General features: G+C 57.9%; 19 protein-coding genes. 10 read left to right on the top strand and 9 right to left on the bottom strand.

From position 1 onward, the window contains the following. Positions 1–43: 43 nt before the first annotated feature. From BM174_RS10730 to BM174_RS10715, 4 genes are all read right to left on the bottom strand, one after another. A complete protein-coding gene (locus tag BM174_RS10730) occupies positions 44–823 on the bottom strand; it encodes an enoyl-CoA hydratase-related protein (RefSeq protein WP_093923870.1) in 780 nt (259 codons plus the stop codon). Further along, positions 820–2109: a 3-hydroxyacyl-CoA dehydrogenase gene (locus BM174_RS10725; protein ID WP_093923869.1), complete on the bottom strand. Its 1290-nt coding sequence runs from the start codon at positions 2107–2109 to the stop codon at positions 820–822. Before BM174_RS10725 ends, BM174_RS10730 begins: the two co-directional genes overlap by 4 nt. Beyond that, entirely contained in the window at positions 2106–3839 is a 1734-nt protein-coding gene (locus BM174_RS10720; RefSeq protein ID WP_245766328.1) for a class I adenylate-forming enzyme family protein, read from the bottom strand. Before BM174_RS10720 ends, BM174_RS10725 begins: the two co-directional genes overlap by 4 nt. A gap of 217 nt (positions 3840–4056) precedes the next feature. Beyond that, positions 4057–4731: a nitroreductase gene (locus tag BM174_RS10715; RefSeq protein WP_093923868.1), complete on the bottom strand. Its 675-nt coding sequence runs from the start codon at positions 4729–4731 to the stop codon at positions 4057–4059. Positions 4732–4827: 96 nt separating this feature from the next. On the opposite strand from BM174_RS10715, the gene BM174_RS10710 reads away from it, so the two are divergent. Beyond that, positions 4828–6423 (top strand): class I adenylate-forming enzyme family protein, encoded by a 1596-nt coding sequence (locus tag BM174_RS10710; protein ID WP_093923867.1) that lies wholly within the window; start codon positions 4828–4830, stop codon positions 6421–6423. Here the strand turns inward: BM174_RS10710 and BM174_RS10705 are convergent. Beyond that, entirely contained in the window at positions 6420–7052 is a 633-nt protein-coding gene (locus BM174_RS10705) for a TetR/AcrR family transcriptional regulator (RefSeq protein WP_093923866.1), read from the bottom strand. The genes BM174_RS10710 and BM174_RS10705 overlap by 4 nt on opposite strands. Before the next feature lie 306 nt (positions 7053–7358). On the opposite strand from BM174_RS10705, the gene BM174_RS10700 reads away from it, so the two are divergent. From BM174_RS10700 to BM174_RS10690, 3 genes are all read left to right on the top strand, one after another. Beyond that, positions 7359–8519, top strand: coding sequence for a C4-dicarboxylate TRAP transporter substrate-binding protein (locus BM174_RS10700; RefSeq protein ID WP_093923865.1), 1161 nt, complete (start codon positions 7359–7361; stop codon positions 8517–8519). 65 nt (positions 8520–8584) lie between these two features. Next, positions 8585–9136, top strand: a complete 552-nt coding sequence (locus tag BM174_RS10695) for a TRAP transporter small permease (protein WP_093923864.1) — start codon at positions 8585–8587, stop codon at positions 9134–9136. After that, complete coding sequence (locus BM174_RS10690; RefSeq protein ID WP_093923863.1) at positions 9129–10439, top strand: TRAP transporter large permease; 1311 nt, start codon at positions 9129–9131, stop codon at positions 10437–10439. Before BM174_RS10695 ends, BM174_RS10690 begins: the two co-directional genes overlap by 8 nt. A gap of 99 nt (positions 10440–10538) precedes the next feature. Here BM174_RS10690 and BM174_RS10685 read toward each other — a convergent pair whose 3' ends face one another. Further along, a complete protein-coding gene (locus BM174_RS10685; RefSeq protein WP_093923862.1) occupies positions 10539–11153 on the bottom strand; it encodes a class I SAM-dependent methyltransferase in 615 nt (204 codons plus the stop codon). 451 nt (positions 11154–11604) lie between these two features. Here BM174_RS10685 and BM174_RS10680 point away from each other — a divergent pair, with 451 nt between their 5' ends. Further along, complete coding sequence (locus tag BM174_RS10680; protein ID WP_425442358.1) at positions 11605–13371, top strand: autotransporter assembly complex protein TamA; 1767 nt, start codon at positions 11605–11607, stop codon at positions 13369–13371. Continuing rightward, on the top strand, positions 13371–17705 hold the full coding sequence (locus BM174_RS10675; protein ID WP_093923860.1) for a translocation/assembly module TamB domain-containing protein: 4335 nt from the start codon (positions 13371–13373) through the stop codon (positions 17703–17705). The genes BM174_RS10680 and BM174_RS10675 overlap by 1 nt, the downstream gene beginning before the upstream one ends. Positions 17706–17723: 18 nt before the next feature. Here the strand turns inward: BM174_RS10675 and BM174_RS10670 are convergent, their stop codons facing one another. Next, positions 17724–18230: a flavin reductase family protein gene (locus BM174_RS10670; RefSeq protein WP_093923859.1), complete on the bottom strand. Its 507-nt coding sequence runs from the start codon at positions 18228–18230 to the stop codon at positions 17724–17726. 426 nt (positions 18231–18656) lie between these two features. Here BM174_RS10670 and BM174_RS10665 point away from each other — a divergent pair, with 426 nt between their 5' ends. Then, a complete protein-coding gene (locus BM174_RS10665; RefSeq protein ID WP_093923858.1) occupies positions 18657–19169 on the top strand; it encodes a DUF992 domain-containing protein in 513 nt (170 codons plus the stop codon). A gap of 75 nt (positions 19170–19244) precedes the next feature. Here BM174_RS10665 and acs read toward each other — a convergent pair whose 3' ends face one another. Continuing rightward, a complete protein-coding gene (gene acs / locus BM174_RS10660) occupies positions 19245–21200 on the bottom strand; it encodes an acetate--CoA ligase (protein WP_093923857.1) in 1956 nt (651 codons plus the stop codon). Positions 21201–21823: 623 nt separating this feature from the next. On the opposite strand from acs, the gene BM174_RS10655 reads away from it, so the two are divergent. From BM174_RS10655 to BM174_RS10645, 3 genes are all read left to right on the top strand, one after another. Beyond that, the gene (locus tag BM174_RS10655) at positions 21824–22840 is read left to right on the top strand and encodes a C4-dicarboxylate TRAP transporter substrate-binding protein (RefSeq protein ID WP_093924031.1); all 1017 of its coding nucleotides are present in this window, start codon (positions 21824–21826) and stop codon (positions 22838–22840) included. A gap of 72 nt (positions 22841–22912) precedes the next feature. Continuing rightward, positions 22913–23542 (top strand): TRAP transporter small permease subunit, encoded by a 630-nt coding sequence (locus BM174_RS10650; protein ID WP_093923856.1) that lies wholly within the window; start codon positions 22913–22915, stop codon positions 23540–23542. Continuing rightward, positions 23542–24942 carry a TRAP transporter large permease gene (locus BM174_RS10645; protein WP_093923855.1) on the top strand — a complete coding sequence of 467 codons (1401 nt, stop codon included), beginning with the start codon at positions 23542–23544 and terminating at the stop codon, positions 24940–24942. The genes BM174_RS10650 and BM174_RS10645 overlap by 1 nt, the downstream gene beginning before the upstream one ends. 2 nt (positions 24943–24944) lie before the next feature. Here the strand turns inward: BM174_RS10645 and BM174_RS10640 are convergent, their stop codons facing one another. Beyond that, the gene (locus BM174_RS10640) at positions 24945–26039 is read right to left on the bottom strand and encodes an AI-2E family transporter (RefSeq protein ID WP_245766327.1); all 1095 of its coding nucleotides are present in this window, start codon (positions 26037–26039) and stop codon (positions 24945–24947) included. Positions 26040–26943: the final 904 nt, after the last annotated feature.

Raw genomic sequence — 26943 nt, 5'->3', positions numbered from 1 at the left:
TTAGTGGGCAGCTTTGGTCACGGCGACGGGGGCTGCCGATCGGTTATCTGTTGACCCAATTGGGTTTACGTTTTTCAACAAAGGCGTTTACGCCCTCCTTGAAATCTTCTGTTTTGCTAAGGTCTGCGATGACCTCGCGGGAATATCCAATGCTGCCCGCCATGCCGTCTTCGCGTGCCATTTGGTTGAGGACGCGTTTGGTGGCTTTCACCGCCGAGGGGGAGACCGAGCACAGTTCCTGTGCTTTGGCCATGGCCCGGTCCATCAGTTCCGCATGCGGCACCACTTCATTGACGCAGCCCAACTCCAGCGCTTCCTGCGCCGTGATTGTCCGGCCCGTGAACAACATCTCCTGTGCGGCGAGACGGCCAATATAGCGTGACAACCGCTGCACGCCTGAGGCTGCAGCAAAGAACCCGACCTTAACTTCCGGCAGTGCGAACTTTGCGTTGTCCGATGCGATCAGGATGTCACAGCTTAACGCAGTCTCAAAACCGCCACCCATCGCGAAACCGTTCACAGCGGCGATGATCGGCTTTTCCAGATCAAAGCGCGAGGAGAGCCCCGCGAAACCGCTTGCCGGAGTGCCGCGCTTGTTGCCGCCGGTCGCTGTGGCTTTTAGATCATTCCCCGCCGAAAAAGCCTTGTCACCCGCACCGGTCAGCACAGCAACCCAGAGGTCATCATCAGCGGCGAAGTCGTCCCAGCATTGGGCCATCTCGTGGTGCATGTCCGAATGCACAGCGTTATAGACCTCTGGTCGGTTCATGGTGACCTTAAGAATATGGCCCTGCTTTTCGGTAACAATATAGTCAAAGCTCATACCTTCAGCTCTCCGGTGTTAATCTCGGTGAATTTGCCACCTTCGGCGGCGAGTTTGCGTAGCAGTCCGGCGGGGGCGAACTCGGGATCATCGGCGCCCAACTTCTCCATTCTGTCCAGCACCGCCTGCGCGCCGACCATGTCGCCATAGAACATCGGACCGCCCTTGTCTGCGGGCCAGCCATAGCCGTTCAGCCAGACCACATCGATGTCAGTGGGGCGCTGTGCCTTATTTTCTTCGAGAATTTTCAAGGCCTCGTTGATCATCGGATAGATGCAGATTTCAATGATTTCATCCTGGCTCATACGCGACGCATCGGCACCGGTAATGTCCTTGATGATCTTGGTGGTGACATCGGATGGTATGGGGCGCCGCGCGTCATCGTAATCATAGAAACCCGCTTGAGTCTTCTGACCGCGCCGGTCCAGCTCGCAAAGCGCATCGCGGATCGGATTATCGGTCGTGGCACCTTTCGACCAGCCGATATCAAGGCCAGCAAGGTCGCTCATCTGAAAAGGGCCCATCTTGAACCCGAAAGCATTCAGCGCCGCGTCCACGTCCCACGGCATCAAACCTTTTTGCAGCAGCTTGTTTGCCTGTTTCTGACGCGCAAACAGCATGCGATTGCCGACAAAACCCGGGCAAACGCCGACCAGCACGGCGACTTTGCCGATGGTTCCCGCGAGATCCATACAGGTTGCGACCACATCATCTGCGGTGTGCTTTGCACGTACAATCTCAAGCAATTTCATTACGTTGGCGGGAGAGAAGAAGTGCAGGCCGATCACGTCTTCCGGACGGCTTGTCATGCCTGCGATCTCGTCGATATTCAGAGCCGAGGTGTTGGTCGCGAGGATCGCACCTTTCTTCACCACCTTGTCGAGCTCGGTGAAGATCGTGCGCTTGAGATCCATATTCTCGAACACGGCCTCGATCACCAGATCGCAATCGGCCAGATCCGCCAGTGAAAGCCGACCGTCAAACCGGTCCATCCGCGCTTCGACTTCGTCTTGCGAAAAGCGCCCCTTATCGGCGGAGCGCTGGTAGTTGCCGCGAACCACTTTCAGACCACGGTCGAGGGCCTCTTGTGCCGTCTCGACAATTTTCACCTGATAACCGGCTGAGGCGAAGTTCATCGCAATGCCGCCGCCCATCGTTCCGGCACCGATAATGCCAACGGTTTTGATCTCGCGGCGCGGGGTTTCGGCGTCCAGCCCGGGAACATTCCAAGCGGCTTTGCCCGCTTGCGCGTGGTACGCGGCGATTTGGTCTTCGGTTGGTGTCATGTCGTTTCCTCGTGCTTTTCCAGACAGACCTTGCGCAATCCGCGCCGGTCTATTTTATCGGTCGCTCCGCGCAGAAGCGGGGTATGTTGGGTCCATAAAAATTGCGGCTGTTTGAAACCTGCAAGCTGACCTTCAAGCGCTTGTGCCACCTGCGCACAGGTAAGCGTGCAGCCATCACGCAACTGAACAACGGCGCCGACAACTTCGCCCAGACGCAGGTCCGGAACAGAGAATGCGCAGGCCTCTCGTACCTCGGGCAGTCGGTGCAAAGCGCCCTCGACATCAAGGCAGGCGATGTTTTCACCGCCGCGGATGATGATGTTTTTCTTTCGGTCAAGAATGGTAACGTAGCCCTCTTGGTCGATCTTTGCCAGATCGCCGGTGCGCAGCCACCCGTCCTGCAAAACCTCGTCGGTTTCGTTTGGTTTATTCAGATAGCAGCGCATATTTGCGGGGCTTTTGACCGTAATTTCACCCAACTCGCCAATTGGCACCTCGCGGCCCGCGTCATCCAGCAAGCGCAGTTCTTGCAAAGGCGGGTGGAGCTTGCCCGCACTTTCGGGACGCTTGAGATAGTCGTCGCCGATCATGCCGATCCCCAGCGCGTTGGTTTCGGTCATGCCCCAGCCTGTAGCGATTCCGGCGTTTGGAAAGGCTTTGGCCAGTTCAGCTACCTGCGCGCCGGGCCGCTTGGCCCCGCCGGAGCCGAGATAGTCGAGCGTATGCAGCGTGGTGCCCTGCGCGGCTGCCGCCTGCATCAGTTCGGCCGACTGTGTCGGCACGCCCAAGAAACGCGTGATTTTCTCTCCTTCGATCAGCCTTACGGCCTCCTCGGCATCCCACTTGCGCATCAAGGTAATATGCGCGCCAGCCGCCAAGCTGAGCAGGAACAGCGGGTGGGTCGCAGTGACGTGGAACAAGGGTGTGACCACAAGCGCTGAAGGGCGCGGGGCAGGCGGGGCATCAGGCGCGGGCGGGGTGACGAGCGGAGCCATCACCGCCATCATCAACCAGCTGAACACCGCATTTACCGCGCCGCGGTGGGTTTGGACGACGCCCTTGGGATGCCCTGTGGTCCCCGAAGAATACATCACTGCGAAATCATCGTCGGTGTCGATGGAGACCTCGGGAGGCTGGTCAGAAAAGGCGCTATCGCGCATCGCTGAATAGCTCTGTGACGCCTGCGCTTCGCCGTCGCGCACGCCGACAACGGTCAGGTTCAAGGGGGTGACAAGCGAGGCTAATCTCTCGGCGCGGGGGCCGTCGGCAAATACCAGGCGGGCGCCACTGTCACGCAGCGCATATTCCAGTTCGCTGGTGGTCCACCATGCGTTGACGAAAACGACCGTGGCTCCGGTGGCCGAAATAGCCAGTACGAGCGTTAACAGCTCAGGGTAGTTGCGCATTGCAATGGCAACGCGGTCGCCCTTGCCGACGCTGAAAGCGGACTGCATCGCCTGCGCCATCCGGTTCACTTCGGAACAGAATTCGCCATAAGTCCAGCGCTCGCCTTCATAGAGCAAATAGTCGAGCGCACCTCCGCCATGTTGGGCGCGGCCTGCGGCCATTAGGGCGGGCACCGTCGCGGGTATATTCTTGAAGGTTTTGAACGTTGTGCCGCGGATGACTGCGGGAGCCACGGCAAAAGTGGGATTGGTGGCAACGACATGCGCGGCGGCTTCAGCCGGTGTCATTGCTGCCGAGATCGGCTGGCCTTCTGTGACTGTCATGGCGACCCTCCCAAGTCTGCTAAGCCGCGCATCTCCTCCTCGAGGAAGCGGGCACGACTCTCCCTCAGGAGATAGACTAGGGATAAAATTCGGGACTGCCAATCCCGCATGACGGAACTATGTTTCGCAAAATGCCGTGCTTGGCACTCATCGGCTTACGGGCACCCTTAGATGACAACGTCAAGTTGGTCCTCTGAGGATGCCCGCGCCAATTCTATCAGTCGAAGCCCACAAAAGTTGCGACATCATTCACGTCGCGGCGGGTCGACACCACTGCGTTGGCCGAGAAATCCTCATCCGGCCAGCCAAGGGCCACGCAGGTCATGATAACCTCGTCCTCGGGGATCTGTGCATGTTCACGGACAACCGGGCTTTGCATGATGCCTTGGCCGTTTATCACGCAGCCCAGACCACGCGCCCAAGCCGCCAGTACAAGTCCGTAAGTCACCGCGCCAAGGTCAAAGTGCGCGATGGTGCCGCCATCGAGTGATTTGTCGAACGTCACGACAATGGAAACCGGCGCATCAAATTGCCGGAAACCGCGCATCACCCAATCCTGACGCATTTCCTTATCGTCGCGCGCAATGCCCATTGCGGCAAAAAGCTGTTTCGCGATTTCAACCTGACGGTCACGGTGCGGTCCGGCGTAGGCCCCGTGGTCGGTAATTTCGCGCACAGGCGGCACGCCACTGAGCATCCGGCTGGAATTGCCCTCGCGCACTTTTTCAAGCGGGGCGCCTGTCAGAACATGAAAATGCCAGGGCTGTGTGTTCATCGACGACGGCGCGCGATTTGCCAGAGCAATAATTTCTTCGATGATTTCCTTGGGCACCGGCTTGTCTTGAAAGCCCCTTATGCTGCGGCGCGATGCCATTGCGTCGTCGATGTTCATCAAAGTTCGCTCCTCAAAATGCGTGCGTAGAATCATTATTGAAATCTACTGCCGTGGGTTGCAAGGGTGTGACGGACTGAACTGGGAGGATTGTTCATGCAAGATTGGCCCGCGACTATTTTAGATCAGATCGCCACCGAAACACATTTCGACAGGGCAGATATCAAATGCTTTTCGCTCCGGCCATCGGATTTGAACGCGATGGTGCGTCAGGCAGTCGCCCGCAATCCAAATGGTGAAGCACTGGTATGCGATGATATTCGACTAACCTATCACCAGCTTGATGCACAGATTGATGCGATCGCTGCCGGGCTTGCGGAGATGGGCGTCACCAAAGGCGATCGGGTGGCGCTTCTGCTGTCAAATGGTCCTGAATTTTTGGTGGTTCTGCTTGCGAGCCTACGGATCGGCGCTGTTGCTGTCCCGATTAACGTGCGCGAACAAACGCCTGAGTTAAAAGAGATTTTGAATGATAGCGGTGCCTCCGTGCTGTTTCACGACGCTGGTATTGCACAAAAGCTGCCTTCCCAATCTGATCTGCCCGCGCTGCAAAACCGGTTCAGTGTTGGCGGCACCTCGGCAGGGTCGCAGGACTATGAAACGCTTGCGGCTTCCGACTTTGCGCTGGTGCCTGTAAGCGTCGAGGAGGAGGAAACCGCAGTTATTCTCTATACGTCAGGCACCACAGGGCGTCCCAAAGGGGCGATGCTGACCCATCTGAATATCATCCACTCTGCGATGCATTTCGAGCTTTGCATGGAGCTTGGAGCGGGCGAGCGGTCCTTATTGGCGGTGCCTGCCTCCCATGTGACCGGGTTGGTGGCGACGCTTTTCACGATGCTGCGCACGGCGGGGTGCAGCGTGATCATGCGCGCGTTCAAGGCCGATGAATTTTTGGCCCTCGCCGCGCGCGAGAAGGTTACGCAGACGTTGATGGTGCCAGCGATGTACAATCTGTTTTTGCTGCGCTGCGAGGTCGCGGACTATGACCTGTCGTATTGGCGGATTGGTGGCTATGGCGGTGCCCCGATGGCGCAATCGACGATAGAGGAACTCAGTGAGAAACTGCCTGATCTGGTCTTGGTCAATGCTTACGGATCGACCGAACTGACCTCACCGGCGACGATTTTGCCCTTGGGTCTTGGGGCCACGCGATCCGATAGTATTGGCATTGCCGTGCCTTGCGCAGAGATCAGAGTTGTCAATGCCCAAGGTCGCGATGTCGGCTCGGATGAACATGGCGAGTTGTGGATTAAAGGGCCAATGGTCGTGCCCGGCTACTGGAACAATCCCGAAAAGACAGCGCAAGAATTTCACAACGGTTTCTGGAAAAGTGGTGACATTGGATCACGCGACATTCACGGGTTTGTCCGCCTTCATGACCGCAGCAAAGATATGATTATCCGCGGGGGCTATAACATTTACAGCGCCGAGGTCGAGAATACGTTGACGGCGCATATCGACGTCATTGAATGCGCGGCGATCGGCCAGCCTGATCCGGTGTTGGGGGAAAAACTGCATGTTTTCGTACACACCAACAACCCAGCGTTTGATGTCGCAGCGGTAAAAGCGCATTGTGCGGCGCATCTGGCCGACTATAAAACGCCCGATTTCGTGACGTTTAGCGCCGATCCGCTGCCGCGCAACGCGAATGGCAAAATTGTCAAAAAGACGCTGCGCGAAATGGTTTAAGCCAGTAAACCTTTGATGATGGTCGCGGCGAGGGTGTCGGCGATGCGCATCTGGTCCGCACGACTTTGCTCGGGGCGGACCCGGTACCAATCCACCAGAGAATTAAGAGCGCCCATGATCGCACGCCCTGCGATGGCGACGTCGGGCACGGACAGCGTGCCGTCGTCCACACCTTGCTGCAATACTTCGCGGTACAAGTTCTCGTAATCGTTGCGACGGGTTATCAACTCGTTCAAAACCGTCCGGTTCTCTTTGATTTCATGCCCGTGCAGATAGCTGTTTACACCTTGGCGAATGCTGCGCTGGAAGGGGAGAGTCTCCATCATCACCCGCCCATGCGCCATTGCCATCGCCAGCAGCTTCTCGTTGGCGGGCAGGGGTTCGCTGACCAGTGGCAGGACCGCATCAAAGCAAAACTGCATGGCTTGGAAATGGACGGCGAAAATGATCTCATCCTTAGATCCGAAGTGGTGATACACCCGCCCCTTGGTCGCGCCTAGCTCACGCGCCACGTGATCCATCGTTGCCCTCTCGATCCCGTATTTCATAAAGCAAAGGGCCGCAGCCTCGATGATCTGCTGTCGACTTTCCGTTTTTCGCGGGGTCAATTTTGGGTCTCTCGCATTCATGGGGTCTCCATCTCATGGTCTCGAACACTGCGTCTTGCGGACCTGTCACCGCGCCGCAGGCGGCTCGATCTCCATTGTTCAAGAGTTCCGTTACGGAAATCAAGAAGGGTTCGCCCGAAGCGCCTTGACACTCCCGCTGACACGTTGATCTATAAACATACCGAAGGGAATGTTTTTTGCCGAAGTGTCTTTGGGAGGGACGGGGCGAGCGACGCGGGAGACGATCCTGCAGTCTGTTTTGCCCAATGAGAGTACCACTGCCACGGCGTCGGCATTCTTGACGATTAACGCTCGGGAGGAGCAGATATGAAGCACACAATAAAGTCGAATACACTCGCCGTCGCCGCACTTGGGGTGGCTGTGGCCACCGCATCACCGCTGGCGGCCAAAGAGAACCTGAACTTTGCCTACGGGTACCCGAACACCTCTGCAATCGGGATCGCGGTTGACGAGTATGCCGCCGCTGTGGCGGAGCGATCCGACGGCGAAATCGACATCAAGGGCTTTGCAATGTCACTGCTCAGCCTGCCCGAAACCAGCCCTGGTGTTCGGGATGGTCTGGCCGACGTCGGCTTTGTGCTCACGCCGTATTACGCCGCCGAGTACAGCACTAACCTTTTCCTGCACGAGATGAACCTGCTGATCAATCTGGCGGAAAATCCCACAGGTAAGGAGCCGTTGGCCTTCACCGGCGCGATGCTGGAATACACGTTCAACGACTGCCCCGAATGTATGGCGGAATTTAAGGCGCAGAACCAAGTTTATACGGGCGGCGGCGTGACCCCGCTTTACAACCTGCTCTGCAAGGACGTGAAAATCACCTCCGTAGAAGAGCTTAAGGGCAAGCGCCTGCGGGCTGGCGGGGCTGGTTTCGTCCGTTTTGCAGAACAGTTCGGTGCTCAGGGCGTGCGTCTCCCGGTGAACGAAGTTTACGAAGCCCTGGATCAGGGCATCCTTGATTGCGCAATGCTCAGCGCGCCGGAATTGACAAACTACAACCTCCACGAGGTCGTGACAGATATCACGCTCGGTGTGCCCGGTGGTGCTTTTGCAGGCGTCGCATCGGCGAACATCAACGCTGATCGCTGGAAGGCGATGAGCACCGAAGATCGTCAAACCTTGCTCTGGGGTGGCAGCAATATCACCGCTGGTGTCACATGGGGCTTCTACGAGGACGACGCCAAGGCGATCCAGAATGCCAAGGACAAGGGCATCAATATTTTCCAGCCTGAACCTGAACTGACAACCGCTGTAAAAGAGTTTGTTAATCAGGATCTTGAGACTGTTTCGGCTCTGTTCAAAGAAACCTACGGTGTAGATCGCGCGGCAGAAATCGCGGCTGATTTCCCAGCATTGCTGGAAAAATGGTATGGTCTGGTTGCAGATATCGAGAACAAAGAACAGCTGCAGCAACTCTACTGGGATCAGGTGATCTCCAAGGTAGATGCCGCCACTTACGGGCAGTAAATCTAGTTTCGGGGCACCCATCTGATGTGGTGCCCCGTTTTTTTACCGTTGAAAGGGGCCCCCGTATGAAACCCATCGGCAAAGTAATATCTTGGATCAACACCGGCGCTTCTGGCATCGCGGGCATCCTTGTTCTGCTCATGGTGGCCCATGTCTCGGCAGATGTGGCGATGCGCTATGTCTTTGAAAAGCCGCTTGATTCCACCATCCTTTACGTCTCGGCGTTTTACATGGTTGCCATCGCGTTTTTACCGCTTGGCCTTGTGGAAGAGCGCAACAGCCATATCGCGGTCGAGCTCATGGTCGAGAATTTTCCCGATAAGCTGCAGGCATTCCTGCTGTTTATCGCAACCCTGATCACGGCCAGTGTCACCGCTGGCGTGGCGGTGCGCACAGGGCAGGAGGCGCTCGCGAAATACCTGACCGGTGCCTATTCCATCGAGTCCGGTGGCAAGGTCATTACCTGGCCCACCTATTTCTTTCTCCCCATTGGTTTTGGCATGATGTCCCTTGTTTCGACCTGGAAAGTGATCGCCCTGATAACCGGCAAGGAAAGCGGCTTAAGCGGGCTGGTCATAGAAGACCCCTATTTTACGAAAGAAGAGCCGAATGTCTGACCTTGAAATTGCCGGACTGTTTATCGGCGCGCTTTTCTTTCTGATCCTGATGCGGATCCCGATCGGGGTCTCTCTGATCGCCGTGTCATTCGGCGGATTGTGGTCGATGTTCAACTGGAACATCGCTTGGGGATCTTTAGGCATTGTGCCTTATAACTTTGCCAACAGCTGGGTTCTTAGCTCGATCCCTGCTTTCCTGCTGATGGGCTTTATTTGCTATCACACACGCCTCACCCAAGGCTTGTTTAGCGCTGCACAGGTCTGGCTTTCCGGCCTGCCCGGCGGGCTTGCAATTGCATCGGTATTTGGCTGCGCCGGCTTTGCGGCAGTCACCGGGTCGTCGGTCGCGTGCTCTGCTGCGATGGGCAAGATCGCAGTGCCGGAAATGATGCGCAATCGCTACAGCGCTGAATTGGCCACTGGCACCGTTGCCGCCGCCGGTACCATCGGTGCGCTCATTCCGCCGTCAATCCTGATGATCCTCTACGGTATTATCGCCCGCCAATCAGTCAGCCAGCTGTTTCTAGGCGGTCTTGTTGTCGGTGTGATCACGCTTTTGGCCTATGTGCTGCTCATCATTGTACGGGTAAAATTGAATCCCAACCTTGCGCCGCCTGTTGAGGGCAACAAAGCTTCGCGGTCGGAAAAGATCAAAGCATTGGGGCAAACCTGGCCGGTGTTGCTGATCGTAATCGGCGTATTTGCGGGTCTTTTTGGCGGTGCGTTCACCCCGACAGAGGCTGGCGCCATCGGCGCTTTGCTGTCGATGATGGTGGCGGCACTTTACCGGACGCTGACCTTCAAGGCGGTGCGCATGGCACTGGTCGAAACCATCACAACCACGGCCGCCCTATTGATCATCGCCGTCGGCGCGAGCCTTTTGACGCGCTTTCTGGCGTTGTCGGGCATTGGCGATGCGCTGTCGTCTTCGATCCTTGCGTTCGGGGTTTCGCCTGTGTTGATCATGTTCGGGGTCGTGCTCGTCTACCTCGTGCTGGGCATGATGTTGGAACCAGTCGGGGCGATGCTTTTGACACTGCCCATTGTCATGCCACTGGTTGAGGAAACCGGTTACAGCCTGCTGTGGTTCGGGGTCGTACTGGTGAAGCTGCTTGAGATCGGGATGATTACGCCCCCGATGGGCATGAACGTGTTCGTTATCAAAGGTGTGGTGGGGAATATGGCGTCCCTCACAACGATCTTCCGCGGCGTGTTCTGGTTTGTCGTCGTCGATCTGGTAATCGTCGCCATGCTCATTGCCTTCCCTGATATTGTGCTGTTCTTGCCGAATTGGGCGGGCTGATGGACGCACAGCTATTGCCTATCACGGAACCGCGGTGAGTGACCGGGAGCGCTTAGGCGCTCCCGGTTTTCAGACGCAGAGCGCTGGATCGAAGCCAGTTCAGGGTGATCCAAGTCCTGTCATGAACACATCATATCGGGTGGATTTCCCGCAGATCTGATGCGTACAGGGCCGGATGCCGACCATCGGATCCGCTTTGGCAGGCCACTTCAACACCACCCGGTTTCGCGCAAGCCCGAGCGCCAGACGCACCAGATCAGCCGCATCCTCATCATCGCCAACAATCTCGCGCACCTGCCGCAACTCCAGCTTCACCAGTGCGGAGTTTTTGCGGGGCGGATGCATGGGGTCAATTAATATTGCCTCGGCGGTAAGCGTGGGGAGGAGATCCTTGGCATCCCCTTTCAGCAGCGTCATGCGGTCGATAATCTCCCGCAGCGGGCCATCTTCTTGTGCCGCGCGTTCCATACCTTGCGCCAACAACGCATGCATCTTTTCTGAACGTTCGATCAAAGTGACCTGCGCGCCAAGCGACGCCAGCAAGAACGCATCCCGGCCCAACCCGGCAGTCGCATCAATAATCGTCGGGGTCTTGCCGGCACGCAGCCCCATTGCTTTGGGAAGGTCCTGGCCGCGCCCGCCGCCAAACCGCAGTCGGTGCGCGACAGCGCCCTTCACAAAATCTACGCGTAATTCGGTCGGAGTATTCTTCAATTCTTACTAACTTTCGTCGTCATTTGGGCCTCGAACTCTCGCAATGCACCGGGGGGCTTCCCGGCGCGGGCCTTGTTCCTTTACACCCGAAAATAAGCCAAAATACACAGATTATCGGCGCGGTTGTCAAAACCCGGATGGGGGTGGCTGGTCGCCAGTCGCAAACGTTGCAATGCGCGGCTTTTTGCCGAATAAACCCGCAAACCTATGTCCAGAGACATATAATACCCGATCTCCAGCTGTAAACCGGCATTCAAGGTAGTCTCGGATTGCACCGCAGGCCGCAATATCGCTAGATAGTGCCAAGGTCTGGCACGAGGGACGGCCCGCGTGCATCGACTTCATTCGGACTGCGGAATACCGCAGCGTGCTGGTGTGGGTAGGGGAGCGTTACGTGACGCAGGCAAAGCAGACGAAATTCGGGTTCGGGCGACCGGCGCAGTCCTTGGCAGTGGTGCTGGCGACTTGTCTGACCGGCGCCGCCTTTGCGCTGCCGGTCTCAGTCACGGGCATTGAGCGCGACAGCGACCTTTATCTGGATGTTACGGGCGGGTCACTGCTGTTTGAGCAATCGGCAGAAGATGCCACCCCCACATCACAAGAGATCGTCGCGGCAGCCCAAGCCGATTATGCGCGGCTGTTGGCGATCCTCTATGACAAGGGTTACTTCGGCCCTGTGATCAACATCACGCTCGACGGGGTGGAGGCCGCATCGCTGCCGCCGGTACAGCCGCCGCTGCAGGTTTCACGCGCTGTGATCACCATCACGCCGGGGCCGCAGTTCCGCTTTGGCACTGCACGGATCGCTCCGGTCGCGCCGGGGACCGAACTTCCCGAAGGCTTTGCGAGCGGCAAGACCGCGAGCTTGGGTGTTTTGAAAAATACCGTGTCTGCGGGAATCACCGGTTGGCGCGAGCAGGGGCATGCCAAGGCCGAGCTTGACCGTCAGGAACTGACCGCGCGGCACAAGGAGGCCATTCTCTCGGCTGATCTGACGCTCGCGCCGGGACCGCAATTGCGCTTTGGGCCGCTGGGCGTCACCGGCAATAGCGCCGTGCGTACCGAGCGGATTGTCGAAATCGCCGGTTTGCCGCAGGGCACTGTTTTTGACCCCAAGCAATTGAAACTGGCGCAAGCGCGTCTGCGGCGTACGGGCGCGTTTAATGCGGTTGCCTTGATCGAGGCGGAGCGCATCGGTCCTGACCTCACGCTGCCGATCACCGCGCAGGTCACCGAAACCCTGCCGCGCCGCATTGGTGCTGGCGCCGAGCTTTCGACGACCGAAGGGCTGACGCTGAGCACATACTGGCTGCACCGTAACCTGTTGGGCGGCGCCGAGCGTTTGCGCCTGGAAGCCGAAGTCTCTGGCATCGGGGGCGATACCGGCGGGACCGATTACCGTCTGGCCGCGCGGTTCGACCGTCCGGCGACCTTTAACGCTGATACTGATTTCTATGCACTGGCCGAGATCGAGCAGCTTGACGAGGTTAACTTTTTCTCGCGGCAATTCGACCTTGAGGCCGGTGTTAAACGGATCGCAAGCGAAGAACGTACCTATACTTTGGGGCTGGGGCTGCGCACCGCCGAGACGCGCGATGCGTTTGGCACCAGCCGCTATACCTTGTTGACCCTGCCGCTGAGTGCCGAGTTTGATTATCGTGACAAGGAATTGGACGCGACGAGCGGCTATTACGCCAAGGCCGGTCTGACGCCGTTTCTGGCGCTCGACGGGGCGGACAACGGTTTGCGCAGCTATGTCGACCTGCGCGGCTATCGCACCTTCGGGACCGTGCGTCCGGTGACCTTTGCGCTGCGCGGGCAGTTAGGCTCGGTCTATGGCCCCAGCCTTGAAGACGCACCTGCTGACTACCTGTTCTATTCTGGCGGCGGCGGCTCTGTGCGCGGCCAGCCGTATCAAAGCCTCGGGGTTGATTTGGGCGGCGGCAATGTCGTCGGTGGGCGCAGCTTTCTGGGTATCTCTGCCGAGGCCCGCCTGAAGGTCACCGACAATATCGGCGTCGTCGGGTTTGTCGATGGTGGCTATGTCGGCCGCGAAGAGTTCTATGACGGCTCGGGCACATGGCAATCGGGCGCGGGCTTGGGCCTGCGTTATGCAACAGGGATCGGACCGATCCGCCTTGATCTGGCTGTGCCGACGTCCGGCCCCGAAACCGACGAGAACTTTCAAGTGTATATTGGTATCGGGCAGTCATTCTAATGGGTTTTCTTCGTCATTTTTTCGCCGCCACTCTCGTGTTGCTTTTCGGGCTGACTGCCGCCAGCGCGCAGGATGATGATAAAAGCTTTCTGACCCGTAAAATTCAGGATGCTCTGAGCGGGGGCGGGCGCACCGTTGATATTGTAGGGTTCTCCGGCGCGCTCAGTTCTGCCGCGTCCTTCGACAGAATGACGATTGCCGATAAGGATGGCATCTGGCTGACGCTGGAGGATGTGGTGCTGGATTGGAATCGTTCAGCGCTACTGCGCGGGCGGTTGGAGGTTCAAAGCCTGACTGCTGCGCGCCTTGATTTGCCGCGCCTGCCCATCGTGGAAAGCACCGCCCTGCCGGACGCCGAGGCCAAGCCCTTCGCGCTGCCGGAGCTTCCGGTTTCGATTGAAGTCGCCGATTTTTCCGTCGCCGAGATTAACCTTGGCGCGCCTCTGTTGGGGGAGGAAGCGCAGCTTTCTGTGAAAGCGAATGCGCGGTTGACCGATCAGGTCGGGATCGTGGATTTCACCGCCGAACGCACTGATGGCAAGCAAGGTGTGTTTGCGATCAAGGCCGATTTTAACCGCAATGACAGTGTATTGGACCTGCTACTTAATCTCACCGAAGAAAAGGAAGGCATCGCGGCTCGGCTGTTGAACCTGCCGGGCCAGCCCTCTGTCGAGATGTCGGTGAAGGGCAACGGACCACTTGATGATTTCAGGACGGATGTAACCATTGCAACCGACGGTCAGGAGCGGCTTGCCGGAGAGATTACCCTTGGTGCGCAGGGCGGGGTTGGCGGCGCACCGGACCGCCGGATTCAGGCAGATATCGGTGGCGATATCACTGCACTGCTGGCCCCGCGCTACCGTGAATTTTTCGGCGAGAATGTACGTCTCACTACGGATGCGTTGATCGAAAGCCGTGGCAGCATTGATGTCAGCAGCTTTACCCTCGAGGCGCAAGCGGCCTCGCTCAAGGGTACGGTCAAACTGAACTCCGACAAATGGCCAACGTTGATCGATATTTCTGGCAGCATCGCCAGTCCCGATGGCACGCCGATCCTGCTGCCCGTCTCGGGCGAGAACGGCACAACCGTCGAGCGGGTCGATCTGCGGATCGACTATAACGCCAACGATGGCGAAGTATTCGATGCGGATTTCGACATTACAGCCCTCAACACTTCAGGTCTGGCGATTGCGCGCACCAAGCTCGCGATGGATGGCACCTTACAGGGCAATCTCGGCTCGGTCGGCCAGTTTCTCGGCGATCTGAAATTTTCGGCGACAGGGCTGGAGCTGACCAATGCCGCCAGCGCCGAAGCCATCGGATCCGAGATTACCGGCAAGGCCAATATCAACTATATCGAAGGCTCGCCGGTGCGGATCAGCGATCTGGACCTGACGGGCGCAGACTACGGGCTGACCGGCAAAGCAGTGATCAACGGGTTTGAAACCGGTTTCCTGTCGCGCATTGATATGGCGCTAAAGGCCAGCGATCTCAGCCGTTTCTCTGCGCTTGCTGGTCGCGATCTGGCGGGGCAGGCGGCCTTGGCCCTCAAAGGCTCAGCGACCCCGCTCAGCGGCGCATTTGATCTGGTCGCTGCCGGCACCACTCAAGACATCAAGCTGGGGATCGAACAGGCAGACGCGGTGCTCACGGGGCTGACCCAGCTGAGCATGGCGGCAGAGCGCAATGAGAACGGCACATTTCTGCGTGAAGTGAGCTTGGAAAATGACGCCCTTAGCTTTGCGGGTGGGGCCGAATTGCGCACCGATGACAGTCAGGTTGAGGCGACAGCCACCCTTAAGGATGTGTCCTTGGTGCTGCCGCAATACGAAGGTCCGATTACGGTCACCGGTAAAGCGCTGCAAGACATCCGGGGCTGGAGCGTCGATGTGGTGACGGACGGGCCGTACGGTGCCGCGATTGGCGTCAAGGGTCTGGTGACAGGTCCGAACGCCGCAATCTCCTTCAACGCAGAAGTACCACAGGTCGAGAGCTTCGCACCCGACACGCCGTTGACCGGCCCCTTGGCAGCCAAAGGGACTTTGCGCCAGACCCCGGATGGTTGGCTGCTTGATACCGACGCCAGTGGTCCGTTTGATGCGACGGCCTCGGTTGACGGTCTGATTACGCCGATGCTCGATATCAATTTCGACGTCTCCTTGCCGGAGGTCAACGCGCTGGTCCCGCAAGTCAACGGCCCGCTAAAAGCCACTGGCACGCTGAAGCAAACCGACGCGGGCTTAGTCATTGATACACAAGCCAGCGGCCCTTACGCCGCTCAGGCCGCGATCAAAGGCGCGTTGACGCCGATGCTCGATATCAATTTTGATGTTTCCTTGCCTGAGGTCAACGCGTTGGTCCCGCAAGTCAACGGCCCGCTGAAAGCCACCGGCACGCTGAAGCAAACCGACGCGGGCTTTGTCGTTGATACACAAGCCAGCGGCCCTTACGCCACCCAAGCCGCGATCAAGGGCGCGTTGACGCCGATGCTCAACATCAGCTTTGATGTAGCGCTGCCCGATGTGAACCCGCTTGTGCCGCAAGTGAATGGCCCCTTGAAAGCCACCGGCACCCTGCGGCAGACCGAACTGGGCTTATTCATCGATACCAATGCGACTGGCCCCTACGGCGCCCGCGCGATGGTCGAAGGGCTCGCTACGGGTCCGGAAATGTCGCTGACCTTTGATGTCGCGGTGCCGGATGTGAACCCGCTGGTGCCAAGCGTGTCGGGTCCGTTTGCGGCGAAAGGTGTGTTGCGCCAGACCGAAGCGGGCATATTTGTAGATACCAATGCCTCCGGCCCTTATGCGGCCCGCGCTTCGGTGCAAGGTGTGGTGACAGGTGACAATGCTGATATCGATTTTAATCTTACCGTGCCCAATATCGGCGCGTTGGTTGACAACATCAGCGGCCCGCTCACGGTCACGGGCAATGCCAAACGCGAGGCGGGCGGCTTCCGGATCGACACCAATGCCGTTGGCCCTGCGGGCACCAACGCGGCGATCGCCGGACTGGTCAATCAAGACGGCACCTTGAACCTCGATATCAACGGCAGCGCCCCTTTGGGTCTGAGCGGTCCGTTCATTGCGCCGCGTGATCTGCAAGGGCAGGCGGCTTTTGATCTTAAACTCAACGGGCCGGCAGCGCTCAGTTCACTCAGCGGCACCATCCGCACCACAAACGCCACCCTCAGCGCACCGACTTTGCGCGTAGCTCTGCGCAATATCGCCGCCAATATCACCTTGGGCAACAACCGCGCCAATCTTGATGTGAGCGCCGAAGCGGTGTCAGGGGGTCGTGTACGCATTGGCGGTGGCGTCACCCTAACGCCTGCCTTGCCTGCCGACATCGAGATTGCCTTGCAAGACCTCGTTCTGATCGATCCGAAACTCTACCGCACCTCGCTCTCTGGTGCGCTGCGGCTCTCCGGCCCGCTGAGCGGCGGTGCCCAGATTGCAGGCCAGATCAATGTCGGCGAGACCGAAGTTAACGTCCCCTCAACCGGCCTGACCAGCATCGGGGACATTCCGCAAATCACCCATCTGGGTGAAGGCGGCAAGGTCGTCGCGACCCGCGCCAAAGCCGATTTGGAAGACGACGCGGCTGGCGTTGACCCAACCGATGCCCCCTCTGGCCCCGGCTTCGGGCTGAACATTCGCATCAATGCACCTAACCGTATCTTCGTACGCGGCCGTGGCCTTGACGCAGAACTCGGCGGCGCAATGACGATTACGGGCAGCACCAACCGGATCATCTCTGCCGGTCGGTTCGAGTTGGTGCGGGGCCGGTTGGACATCTTGGGCAAACGGTTTGATCTGGTCGAAGGCTCGATCCAGTTCCAAGGTGACCTGATCCCCTATCTGCGCTTTGTGACTGCCACTGACACGGATACCGGCGAAGTGCGCGTCATCGTGCAAGGCCCCGCCAATGAACCGGAAGTCTCGTTTGAATCCACACCTGAGTCGCCACAGGACGAAGTGCTCGCCCAGCTTCTGTTTGGCCGCAATATCGCCGATATTTCAGCATTCCAAGCGCTCCAGCTTGCCAGTGCGGTTGCCACCTTGGCAGGGCGTGGCGGCGGCGGCATCATCTCCAACCTGCGCGAAGGCTTCGGACTGGATGATTTCGACGTCACCACCACGGATGACGGGGCGACAGCGCTGCGGGTCGGCAAGTACCTGTCCGAGAATGTCTATACCGACGTGACTGCCGCCTCGGACGGCACCGCCGAGATATCGCTGAACCTCGACATTACCACAAACCTCAAAGGCAAAGCGACTTTGGGGTCCGAAGGCGACAGCAGCATCGGTATCTTCTTTGAGAAAGATTACTAGGCCAGACCGGAGCGCGGTTTACTCCGTGCTCTCGGCACTGAACTGGCCGTAGCGGCCCTGATCAAACATCAGCCCCGCGCCGTGGCCCTCAACCTCTGCGGCATGTTTTACATGCCCCAATATCAGCGAATGATCCCCCGCTGGATGCACGGCGTAGGTCTCGCAATGGAAACTGGCCAGACATCCTTTGAGGGTCGGCGTACCTAAGGGGCAAGAGACCCAGTCGAACGCCTCGAATCCATGGCCATTGCCAGCAAAGTGATCTGCCAGTGCCTGCTGGTCTGCGCCCAATACATGGATGCTGAAATACTGCGCGGTCACAAAGGCATCATGGCGTTTGGATGCCGTAGCGGGCGACCAAAGGACCAGCGGCGGATCAAGCGAGACGGAGGAAAAAGAATTTGCCGTCATCCCCAGCGGGCCATCCGGGGTAAGCGTCGTGACGACGGTCACGCCGGTGCCGTAGCGGCCAAAAGCCCGCCGAAGCGCCTGCGCAGTACTGCTGTCTGGAGTAAAAAATTGCATCACATTCCTCTAGACGCACGATGCCGCCAATTTGTCCAGAACAGCCTGTGAAACTACCCGACCGAAGCCTGTTACTGACATTAATCTATACATTCAACCACGATGCCTCAATCACCAACCCTGCTCTTTTTTTCCCATTAATATCCCGACGGTCTGGGGGCAGCGGTCCCATCGGCTTGTGCCATACCCAACTGTCAGCGATCTGCTCGCGCCCGCAAACTTCCGCTTGGTCGCGCCAAAGTGCAGGAACATTAACCCGCCGCGGATGTTGTCCCCGTGAAGAGAGGCATCGCTTTGCAATCACGCAAACCGCTGGCTGTCTGACGGGGCTGTGTTCGCAATCGGCGGGCGTGGCACCCAAGGCACCCGAATGCCACAAAGCTAAAAAACAGGACAGGCGCATTCCCGCGCCGGAAAGTGACACTCATGACCCATATTCGTAAATTCGCCCTCGGCGCCGCTGCGTTGATGACTTCTGCGACACTCGGCACGTCTGCCTTTGCTGTCGGTGACAATGAAACCGTCGATCACGCAGAAATCGGCTCGTTGAGCTGTGACGTCGGTGACGGCACTGGTTTCATCGTCGGTTCAACCCGCGAGTTGACCTGTACGTTTAATCCCATCGAGGAAGGTCTGGCAGACGAAGTTTATGTCGGCGAAATCAACCGTTGGGGCGTGGATATCGGCAAAACCCAAAACGGTCAGATGTCTTGGTTGGTCCTCGCGCCGACCGAAGCTGAATATTCCGAAGGCGGTCTGAACGGCAGCTACAAAGGTATTTCTGCCGAGGCGACATTGTTTGTTGGCGCCGGTGCTAACTTGATGGTTGGCGGCTCCGAAGACACCCTGGCGCTACAGCCTCTGAGTGTGAACACTCAGACAGGCGTGAACTTCGCCATTGGCGTCGGGGAAATTAACCTTCAGCGTGTCGCCCAGTAATTCGGGTAACATTCTAATTAGAAAGAGCGGCCAACTGGCCGCTCTTTTTTTGCCCATGAACTCTCTGCATGGCGATTAACGGTTCATCCGGTTCGCAATTAATTCATCCACCACCGACGGATCAGCCAGCGTCGAGGTGTCGCCAAGCGCGCCGAAATCATTCTCGGCAATCTTGCGCAAAACCCGCCGCATGATTTTGCCCGAGCGCGTTTTCGGCAGGCCCGGTGCCCATTGGATCATATCAGGCGACGCAATCGGCCCAATCTCGGTGCGCACCCAGTTGCGCAATTCGGTACGCAGAGCATCCGAGGGCTCCTCGCCGTTCATCAACGTGACATAACAATAGATGCCTTGGCCCTTGATGTCGTGTGAATAGCCGACAACGGCTGCTTCGGCGACTTTGTCATGCGCGACCAAGGCGCTTTCGACCTCGGCAGTGCCCATGCGGTGACCCGATACGTTGATCACATCATCAACCCGTCCGGTGATCCAGTAATCCCCGTCCGCGTCGCGCTTGCAGCCGTCGCCGGTGAAGTAATAGTCTTTGTAATCGCTGAAGTAGGTTTGCTCAAAGCGGGCGTGATCGCCCCAAACCGTGCGCATCTGGCCGGGCCAGCTATCGGCGATGCAAAGCACTCCCTCGGCAGGGTTGGTCGTGATCTCCTCGCCGGTCGTGGGTTCCAGAACCACAGGCTTGATACCAAAGAATGGCTTCATCGCCGCACCCGGTTTGGTGGCATGGGCACCGGGCAGGGGGGTCATCAGGTGGCCACCGGTTTCGGTCTGCCACCATGTATCGACAATCGGGCAGCGCCCGCCGCCGATGACTTCATTATACCAATTCCACGCCTCGGGGTTAATCGGCTCGCCCACGGTGCCGAGGATGCGCAGGCTGCTCAGATCGGCCTTCTCGGCGAACTCGCGGCCTTGACCCATCAGCGCCCTGATCGCAGTGGGCGCGGTGTAGAACTGATTGACTTTATGCTTTTCGCAGACCTGCCAAAACCGTGAGGCATCGGGATAGGTCGGCACCCCTTCAAACATCAGCGTCGTTGCGCCATTGGCCAGCGGGCCATAGACGATATAGCTGTGGCCGGTGACCCAACCCACATCCGCCGTGCACCAGTAGATATCGCCATCGTGGTAATCGAAGGTGATCTCATGGGTCATCGCAGCATAGACCAAATAACCGCCCGTGCTGTGCACCACGCCCTTCGGCAGACCAGTCGAGCCGGAAGTGTACAAGATGAACAGCGGATCTTCGGCATTCATCGGCTCTGGCGCGCAGGTGGTGGCGGCATTTTTGGCAAGGGCGGTGTAATCGCGGTCGCGCGCATCGTCCCATGCGACGTCGCCACCGGTGCGGCGCACGACAAGGCATTTCACGCTGGCATCGCAGTTCTTCAGCGCCTTATCGGCATTTGCCTTGAGTGGGGTCGCTTTGCCGCCACGCGGGGCGAAATCGGCGGTGATCACGACTTTGGCTTCGGAGCCATTAACACGCGCCGCGAGGGCATCCGGCGAAAACCCAGCAAAAACAATGGAGTGTATCGCGCCGATCCGTGCGCAGGCCAGCATCGCATAGGCCGCTTCGGGGATCATCGGCATATAGATGATAACGCGGTCGCCTTTGGTGACACCAAGATCGCGTAGAATATTGGCCATCCGGCAGGTTTCAGCGTGCAGTTCTTTATAGGTGATGTGCTTAGCCGCTTCGTCAGGGCTGTCGGGCTCCCAGATTATTGCGGTCTGATCACCGCGCTTTTCGAGGTGGCGGTCGATGCAATTGGCGCTGACGTTTAACTCGCCATCGGCGTACCAGTTGATCTTGACGTTGCCCAAAGTGAAATCGACATCCCTTACCTGTGTGAAGGGCTTCATCCAGTCGACCCGCTTGCCTTGCTCGCGCCAAAACCCTTCAGGATCGCTCATCGACGCACTGTACATGCGCTCATAGGCTGCGGCGTCTACATGCGCTTTGGCTTCGGCATCTGCGGATGGTGGATAGATTTTTGCTTCGGCATGAGACATTCGAGTTCCTCCCTCGGTAAATCGTCTAAAAGCTGTCAGCCGCGACATCGTGCATTGGCTGGCTGCCTCTCCCCTTTGCGTGATCATAACGCGCCGGCAAAGGAAGGGAACTGGCAACTGAAAAGCCGTGATTTCGCTGTAAACTATTTTCTATACTTCCAATGGATGCTGTCAATGTTCATGCTGAGACTATCTGATTGCATCAGTTTACAAGGGAAAAATCTGTAAAGTACGATTTAGGGGTGCTGTGTAAATTCTTCGGGTGACGATGATGTTTGCAATCAAATCCAGCCTTTTGAAGTTGCATCCATCGGACTAAATTAGAGCGGCGCTTCGGCGAATTTTTCAATTGATCCATTAATGCCGTGTTGCCGCGGCGCAGGATTTTCCTGCAGATCGTCACAGGGCTGTGTCGGCTAAGATGAAATCCGGATCACGTCGAGTGAGCCTCAACCACAAGGCGAAGGTGGTGTTTTTCGCATTGGCGAGCCGCGCGGGATGAGATCGCGTTAAGGCAGAAAACCATCTTTGGTCTGTCCGAGGGCTTGGCAAAAGCAGCCCATGCGGGATACCTTATGCGGCAAGCGGACCTCTGAATGGTCCGCACCAAGGGAGAAATATTCATGAACACCTATCTGAGTGGCGCAGCCGTCTGCGCCCTAAGCTTTGCATTTGTCACTCAAGCCGCTGCCACCGAATGGAACGCTTCCGTCTGGGGTAAGCGTCGCGCGTTTACCGAGCACGTTGAGAAAATCGCCGAGCTGGTCTCGGAAAAGACCAATGGCGAGTTCACCATCAACATCAGCTATGGCGGTCTGGGCAAGAACACCGACAACCTCGATGGCATCTCAATCGGTGCGTTCGAAATGGCCCAGTTCTGTGCCGGCTATCATGCCGATAAGAACCGCGCGATCACCGTGCTGGAACTGCCGTTCCTCGGCGTTGCCGACCTCAAAGAAGAAGTTGCCGTCAGCCGTGCCGTCTATGCCCACCCTGCGGTGGCTAAAGAGATGGAACAGTGGAACGCCAAGATGCTGATGACTTCGCCCATGCCGCAGTACAACCTCGTTGGTACCGGCGAGCCGCGCGACACGCTGGCGAAAATGGAAGGCATGCGCGTTCGCGCGACAGGCGGATTGGGCGAGGCCTTCAAAGCTGTTGGCGGCGTTCCGACATCGGTGACCTCTGCCGAAGCGTATAACGCGATGGAATCTGGTGTCGTTGACACGGTGGCCTTTGCCCAGCACGCACACCTGAGCTTTGGCACCATCAACAAAGCAGATTGGTGGACAGCAAACCTGAACCCCGGCACCGTAAACTGCCCTGTTGTGGTAAACATTGACGCCTATGATGCGCTAAGCGATGCCGAGCGTGAAGCACTGGACGGTTCGGTCGATGAGGCACTTGATCACTATCTGGCCAACTACGGCGAGCTGCTGAAAAAGTGGGACTCGATCCTTGAAGAAAAAGGCGTTCAGAAGGTCGAATTCTCGCCCGAAGTGATCGCCGAGTTCAAAGCCAAGGCTGCTGATCCGGCACGTGAAGCATGGATCAAGGACATGGAAGCCCAAGGCATTCCAGGTCAGGAACTTTACGATCTGGTTGTCGACACACTAGAAAAGACCCGCGCCTCTAACTAAGACGCGCGAATGCGGGGCCGTGTCCTATGGATACGGCCCTTTTTATTATCCGATTGTTAAAGGAGTTGTCGCATGGCCGGATCATCCGCTGTGATCGAAGACGACAGCCTGCTGAGCCGCCTCGACAGGCAGTTGTTGCGGGTTGAAACCGTATTTGCCCTGATCTCGGGGATCGCGGTTTTCATGCTGATGGTGTTGGCGGTCTGGTCTGTCGGGGGGCGCAAGTTCTTTGCCTCGCCGCTCGCCGGATATGTTGACTGGATCGAGGCCGCGATGCCGTTTATCGCGATCATGGGCATCTCCTATACCCAGCGCAACGGCGGGCATGTACGAATGGACATCCTGATCGGGCAGCTCAAGGGCCGTTTGCTCTGGGCCGCCGAGTTGCTCTCGGTGGTATTGATCCTGGTGCTGATCCTAGCGCTGATCTGGGGATCATGGGCGCATTTTGATCGCAGCTTTGATTTCTCATCGCCCCTGTGGAGCCGCGACAGCTCGATCGATATCGGGCTGCCGATCTGGCCGAGCAAGCTGTTGGTGCCTGTGGCATTTTCCGTGATCGCCCTGCGTCTGTGTTTGCAGATTTGGGGATATGGCCGCGCGATGGTGCTGGGGCTGGAGCATCCGGTTGCCGTGCCGCTGGTACAATCTGCCGCCGAACAGGCGATGGCAGAAGCTGAACATTTGGATGGACGTGATTGATGGAACCCATTGAAATTGGCCTTTGGGTCTCGGGCGGAATGTTGTTGTTGGTGGTGCTGGGCATGCGGGTGGCTTTCGCTGCCGCGATGGCGGGCCTCATCGGGTTGATCTGGATATTCTGGGCCAAAAAGGGCATGGAATGGGACCAGCTTGGCTGGGCGATGACGGTCGCGATCAAGACCGCAGGGCAGGTGCCGCACTCCAAAGTCTCAAGCCAGACTTTGTCGCTGATCCCGACCTTCATTCTGATTGGCTTTCTCGCCTACTATGCTGGCCTGACCCGCGCGCTCTTTGAAGCGGCGAAACGCTGGTTTGCATGGGTGCCGGGCGGGTTGGCCGTGTCGACTGTGTTCGCCACGGCGGGCTTTGCGGCTGTTTCGGGTGCTTCGGTCGCCACGGCGGCGGTATTTGCGCGCATTGCGATCCCCGAAATGCTCAAGATCGGCTATAACAAGCAGTTTGCTGCGGGTGTTGTCGCGGCTGGTGGGACCTTGGCGTCGCTGATCCCGCCCTCTGCCATCCTCGTGATCTATGCGATCATCGTAGAGCAGGACGTCGGCAAGCTGTTGTTGGCAGGTTTCATTCCGGGTGCGTTCTCGGCGCTGGTTTATGCGGCGTTGATTATCGGGATTGCGATGATCTGGAAGAACGTTGGCCCTCCGGTTTCGGGCTACACATGGGGGCAGCGCTTTGCTTCGTTGCCTGCCGCTCTGCCGATTGTGGCGGTGGTCGTGATCATCATCTTCTTCGTCTATAACCCGTTTGGCGATGCGTGGGGCACGCCGACCGAGGGCGGGGCTGTGGGCGCGTTTATCGTGTTCCTTATGGCGCTGTTCCGCGGGATGCGGTGGAACGAGCTGAAAGACGCGCTGCTGGAGACTGCAAAGCTGACCGTGATGATCTTTACCATCATCTGGGGTGTGCTGATCTATGTGCGGTTTCTGGGTTTTGCCGAATTGCCAGCGGCCTTTGCCGAATGGATTTCGTCGCTTGAGACATCACCGATGCTGATCCTGATCTGCATTCTGCTGGCCTATGCCGTTTTGGGCATGTTCATGGATGCCATCGGGATGCTGTTGCTGACCTTGCCGGTAGTCTACCCTGCGGTGATGGCGCTCAACGGCGGCGAATTCGTCTCGGCTGCCGATAGCAGCTTTGGCATGTCCGGCCCGATGTGCGCGATCTGGTTTGGTATCTTGGTGGTGAAGATGGCGGAGTTCTGTTTGATCACACCGCCCATCGGCCTGAACTGCTTTGTTGTTGCGGGTGTACGTCCCGACCTGAGCGTTCAGGACGTATTCCGGGGCGTGATGCCGTTCTTCGTTGCTGACGCGGTAACCATCGGTTTATTGGTGGCCTTCCCCGGCATCGTACTATGGCTGCCTTCACTGGCAGGCTAAAATCAGGCCCGAGCGGGTTCTTCCTGCTCGGGCGCTTCGTCCGTCACAACCGGATCTTCGCCCGAGAGGAAGTTACCGATTGTGTAAAGCGGCTCAAAGTTCTCGCAGATCACCTTGAAGACCACGAGAAACGGGACGGCGACCAGAGCGCCCGGGATCCCCCAGAGCCAACCCCACAAAACCACAGTCAGAAACACCGCGACGGTGTTCATCGCAAGACGGCGGCCCACCAACCACGGCGTGATGAACTGGCCTTCGACCCCCGTCAAAATCTGGTAGCCAATCGGGGCCAGCAGCGCGTAGCCAAGCGTATCGAAATGGGCAATGGAATAGGCGCCTACCAGAACCGCTCCAATCACACCGCCGATATATGGCAGGAAGTTGAGCAAGAAAGCTGCAATCCCGAAGATGTAACCGCCGGGCAACCCGAGGATGGTCAGATATATCCCGACAGCCACACCCAGCCCCGCGTTGATCAAGGTAATCGTCAGTAAGTAGCGAGAAACGCGTTTTTCAACATCGTACACCGTGCTGAGCGCGCGCTTTTTGCCGGTCAATGTCGGGAAGGCCTGCACGATTTTGAGATAAAAGAGCGGGCCAGACGACAACAGGAAAAGCGCGAGGATCATCGCCACAGCAAAGGTGGCGCCAAAACTTGTCACGGTATCGAATGCGGTGTCCAGCAGGGTGGGCTGCTTCACCACGACTTCGGGCGCTGACTTCTCGCTCGCCGCCATCTTCTCGACCTCGTCGGTCATGGCGCGGACGTTCTCCACGGCATTCGACATGCCGCGCAGCTTTTCCTGTATCTCGGTTCCCATGCGGGGAATCTCATCGCTCCAGACCGCGACTGTGCCAGCCGAGGCAGCAACGATCGCAAGGACCAAGACACCCGTCGCTGTGATCAACATAATCGCTGAAACAACGTGTGGAACACCGGCGCGGTACAGCCCGCGCGATACGGGGCTAAGCGTCAGAGCGAGCAAAAAGCCCAGAACGACGGGGAGCAAAAGCTCTTTGGCGAAGTAGGCCGTGACAAACAGGGCAACTAAGACCAGAAATTGCAGCGAATGGCGGATAGATTTGACGTCGTCCAAGCGCGTACTCCGGTTCTTATGTTGAGTGTCCATGTCCTCTAACGCGGTGCTCGGCAAAAGGTTCATGGCATTGCAGCAAGCGAACCAACTATTTGCAAACGGTCGGGCCGGGAGTGGATTGGGACTGTCGCAAAGCTTTGTGTTGGGAGTGGGTGGAGGACGTGCTGTGTCGAGCCCAAGGGCAGCATGTTTCACGGGCTCGTAGCTTGGTCCGACACGCTGCTCGCAGCGGCCTGCACTTCTAGGTGCTTTACTACACCATACATCACCAAACACCTCCGCCTTGATAATTAGAGACAGGGATGCGGGAAAGGGTTGGGGAGCTGATAGGCGACGCGGAAGCGAGGGTGAGCCCGTCACTAGGAGGTTTGAGCATAGAGGGCAGGCAGTCCGAACTCAGAACAGCTGGCAAGGTTGGGGAGGGGCAGGGGGCATCCAGCCCGAAAGCGCTGTTTTATGAGGATAAGCGGAGAAAACTCGCAAATCTGCAGAAAGTTCGCATTTTCCGAAAAAAGGGGTTGCGGGTGTTTGGCAGTAACTCTAGAAGCCCCCTTACCGGACGAGCAGAGACGCTCCGACGGGGCGCTGGACGGGTTAGACGGAAGCTGCGAAGCGGAGGTTTGGTTCGGAAGGTGGAGAATAAAATCAGAGGTATTCGAGGCGGGGCGCGCTGAAAGTTACGGCGCATCTTGGTTTCTTTTGTCTCTACGCTCTTTGAAAATTTGATATCTGAAGAGATATGTGGGCGGTTTGGTTCATTCGATGGATCAACCTCTTCATATCGCGCTACTAGCGAGGCACATTTTGTGTTGAGCGATGATGTAGTGTCAGCTTCACTGTTTGGACGGCTTCTGGTTACTTTGGTAACTGAAAGCACAACAAACAGAAAAGACGCCTGTGATGT

Origin of the sequence: Sulfitobacter brevis (assembly GCF_900112755.1) — a bacterium.
GTDB lineage: Bacteria > Pseudomonadota > Alphaproteobacteria > Rhodobacterales > Rhodobacteraceae > Sulfitobacter > Sulfitobacter brevis.
This window is presented reverse-complemented; position numbering and strand designations above follow the sequence as displayed.

What these genes read in the sequence shown, in the direction of transcription:
- BM174_RS10690 (WP_093923863.1), top strand. Translation starts at nt 9,129, where the DNA reads ATGTCTGACCTTGAAATTGCCGGACTGTTTATCGGCGCGCTTTTCTTT.
- BM174_RS10665 (WP_093923858.1), top strand. Translation starts at nt 18,657, where the DNA reads ATGACCCATATTCGTAAATTCGCCCTCGGCGCCGCTGCGTTGATGACT.
- BM174_RS10670 (WP_093923859.1), bottom strand. Translation starts at nt 18,230, where the DNA reads ATGCAATTTTTTACTCCAGACAGCAGTACTGCGCAGGCGCTTCGGCGG.
- BM174_RS10650 (WP_093923856.1), top strand. Translation starts at nt 22,913, where the DNA reads ATGGCCGGATCATCCGCTGTGATCGAAGACGACAGCCTGCTGAGCCGC.
- BM174_RS10655 (WP_093924031.1), top strand. Translation starts at nt 21,824, where the DNA reads ATGAACACCTATCTGAGTGGCGCAGCCGTCTGCGCCCTAAGCTTTGCA.
- BM174_RS10695 (WP_093923864.1), top strand. Translation starts at nt 8,585, where the DNA reads ATGAAACCCATCGGCAAAGTAATATCTTGGATCAACACCGGCGCTTCT.
- BM174_RS10700 (WP_093923865.1), top strand. Translation starts at nt 7,359, where the DNA reads ATGAAGCACACAATAAAGTCGAATACACTCGCCGTCGCCGCACTTGGG.
- BM174_RS10645 (WP_093923855.1), top strand. Translation starts at nt 23,542, where the DNA reads ATGGAACCCATTGAAATTGGCCTTTGGGTCTCGGGCGGAATGTTGTTG.
- BM174_RS10675 (WP_093923860.1), top strand. Translation starts at nt 13,371, where the DNA reads ATGGGTTTTCTTCGTCATTTTTTCGCCGCCACTCTCGTGTTGCTTTTC.
- BM174_RS10705 (WP_093923866.1), bottom strand. Translation starts at nt 7,052, where the DNA reads ATGAATGCGAGAGACCCAAAATTGACCCCGCGAAAAACGGAAAGTCGA.
- acs (WP_093923857.1), bottom strand. Translation starts at nt 21,200, where the DNA reads ATGTCTCATGCCGAAGCAAAAATCTATCCACCATCCGCAGATGCCGAA.
- BM174_RS10710 (WP_093923867.1), top strand. Translation starts at nt 4,828, where the DNA reads ATGCAAGATTGGCCCGCGACTATTTTAGATCAGATCGCCACCGAAACA.
- BM174_RS10720 (WP_245766328.1), bottom strand. Translation starts at nt 3,839, where the DNA reads ATGACAGTCACAGAAGGCCAGCCGATCTCGGCAGCAATGACACCGGCT.
- BM174_RS10725 (WP_093923869.1), bottom strand. Translation starts at nt 2,109, where the DNA reads ATGACACCAACCGAAGACCAAATCGCCGCGTACCACGCGCAAGCGGGC.
- BM174_RS10715 (WP_093923868.1), bottom strand. Translation starts at nt 4,731, where the DNA reads ATGAACATCGACGACGCAATGGCATCGCGCCGCAGCATAAGGGGCTTT.
- BM174_RS10730 (WP_093923870.1), bottom strand. Translation starts at nt 823, where the DNA reads ATGAGCTTTGACTATATTGTTACCGAAAAGCAGGGCCATATTCTTAAG.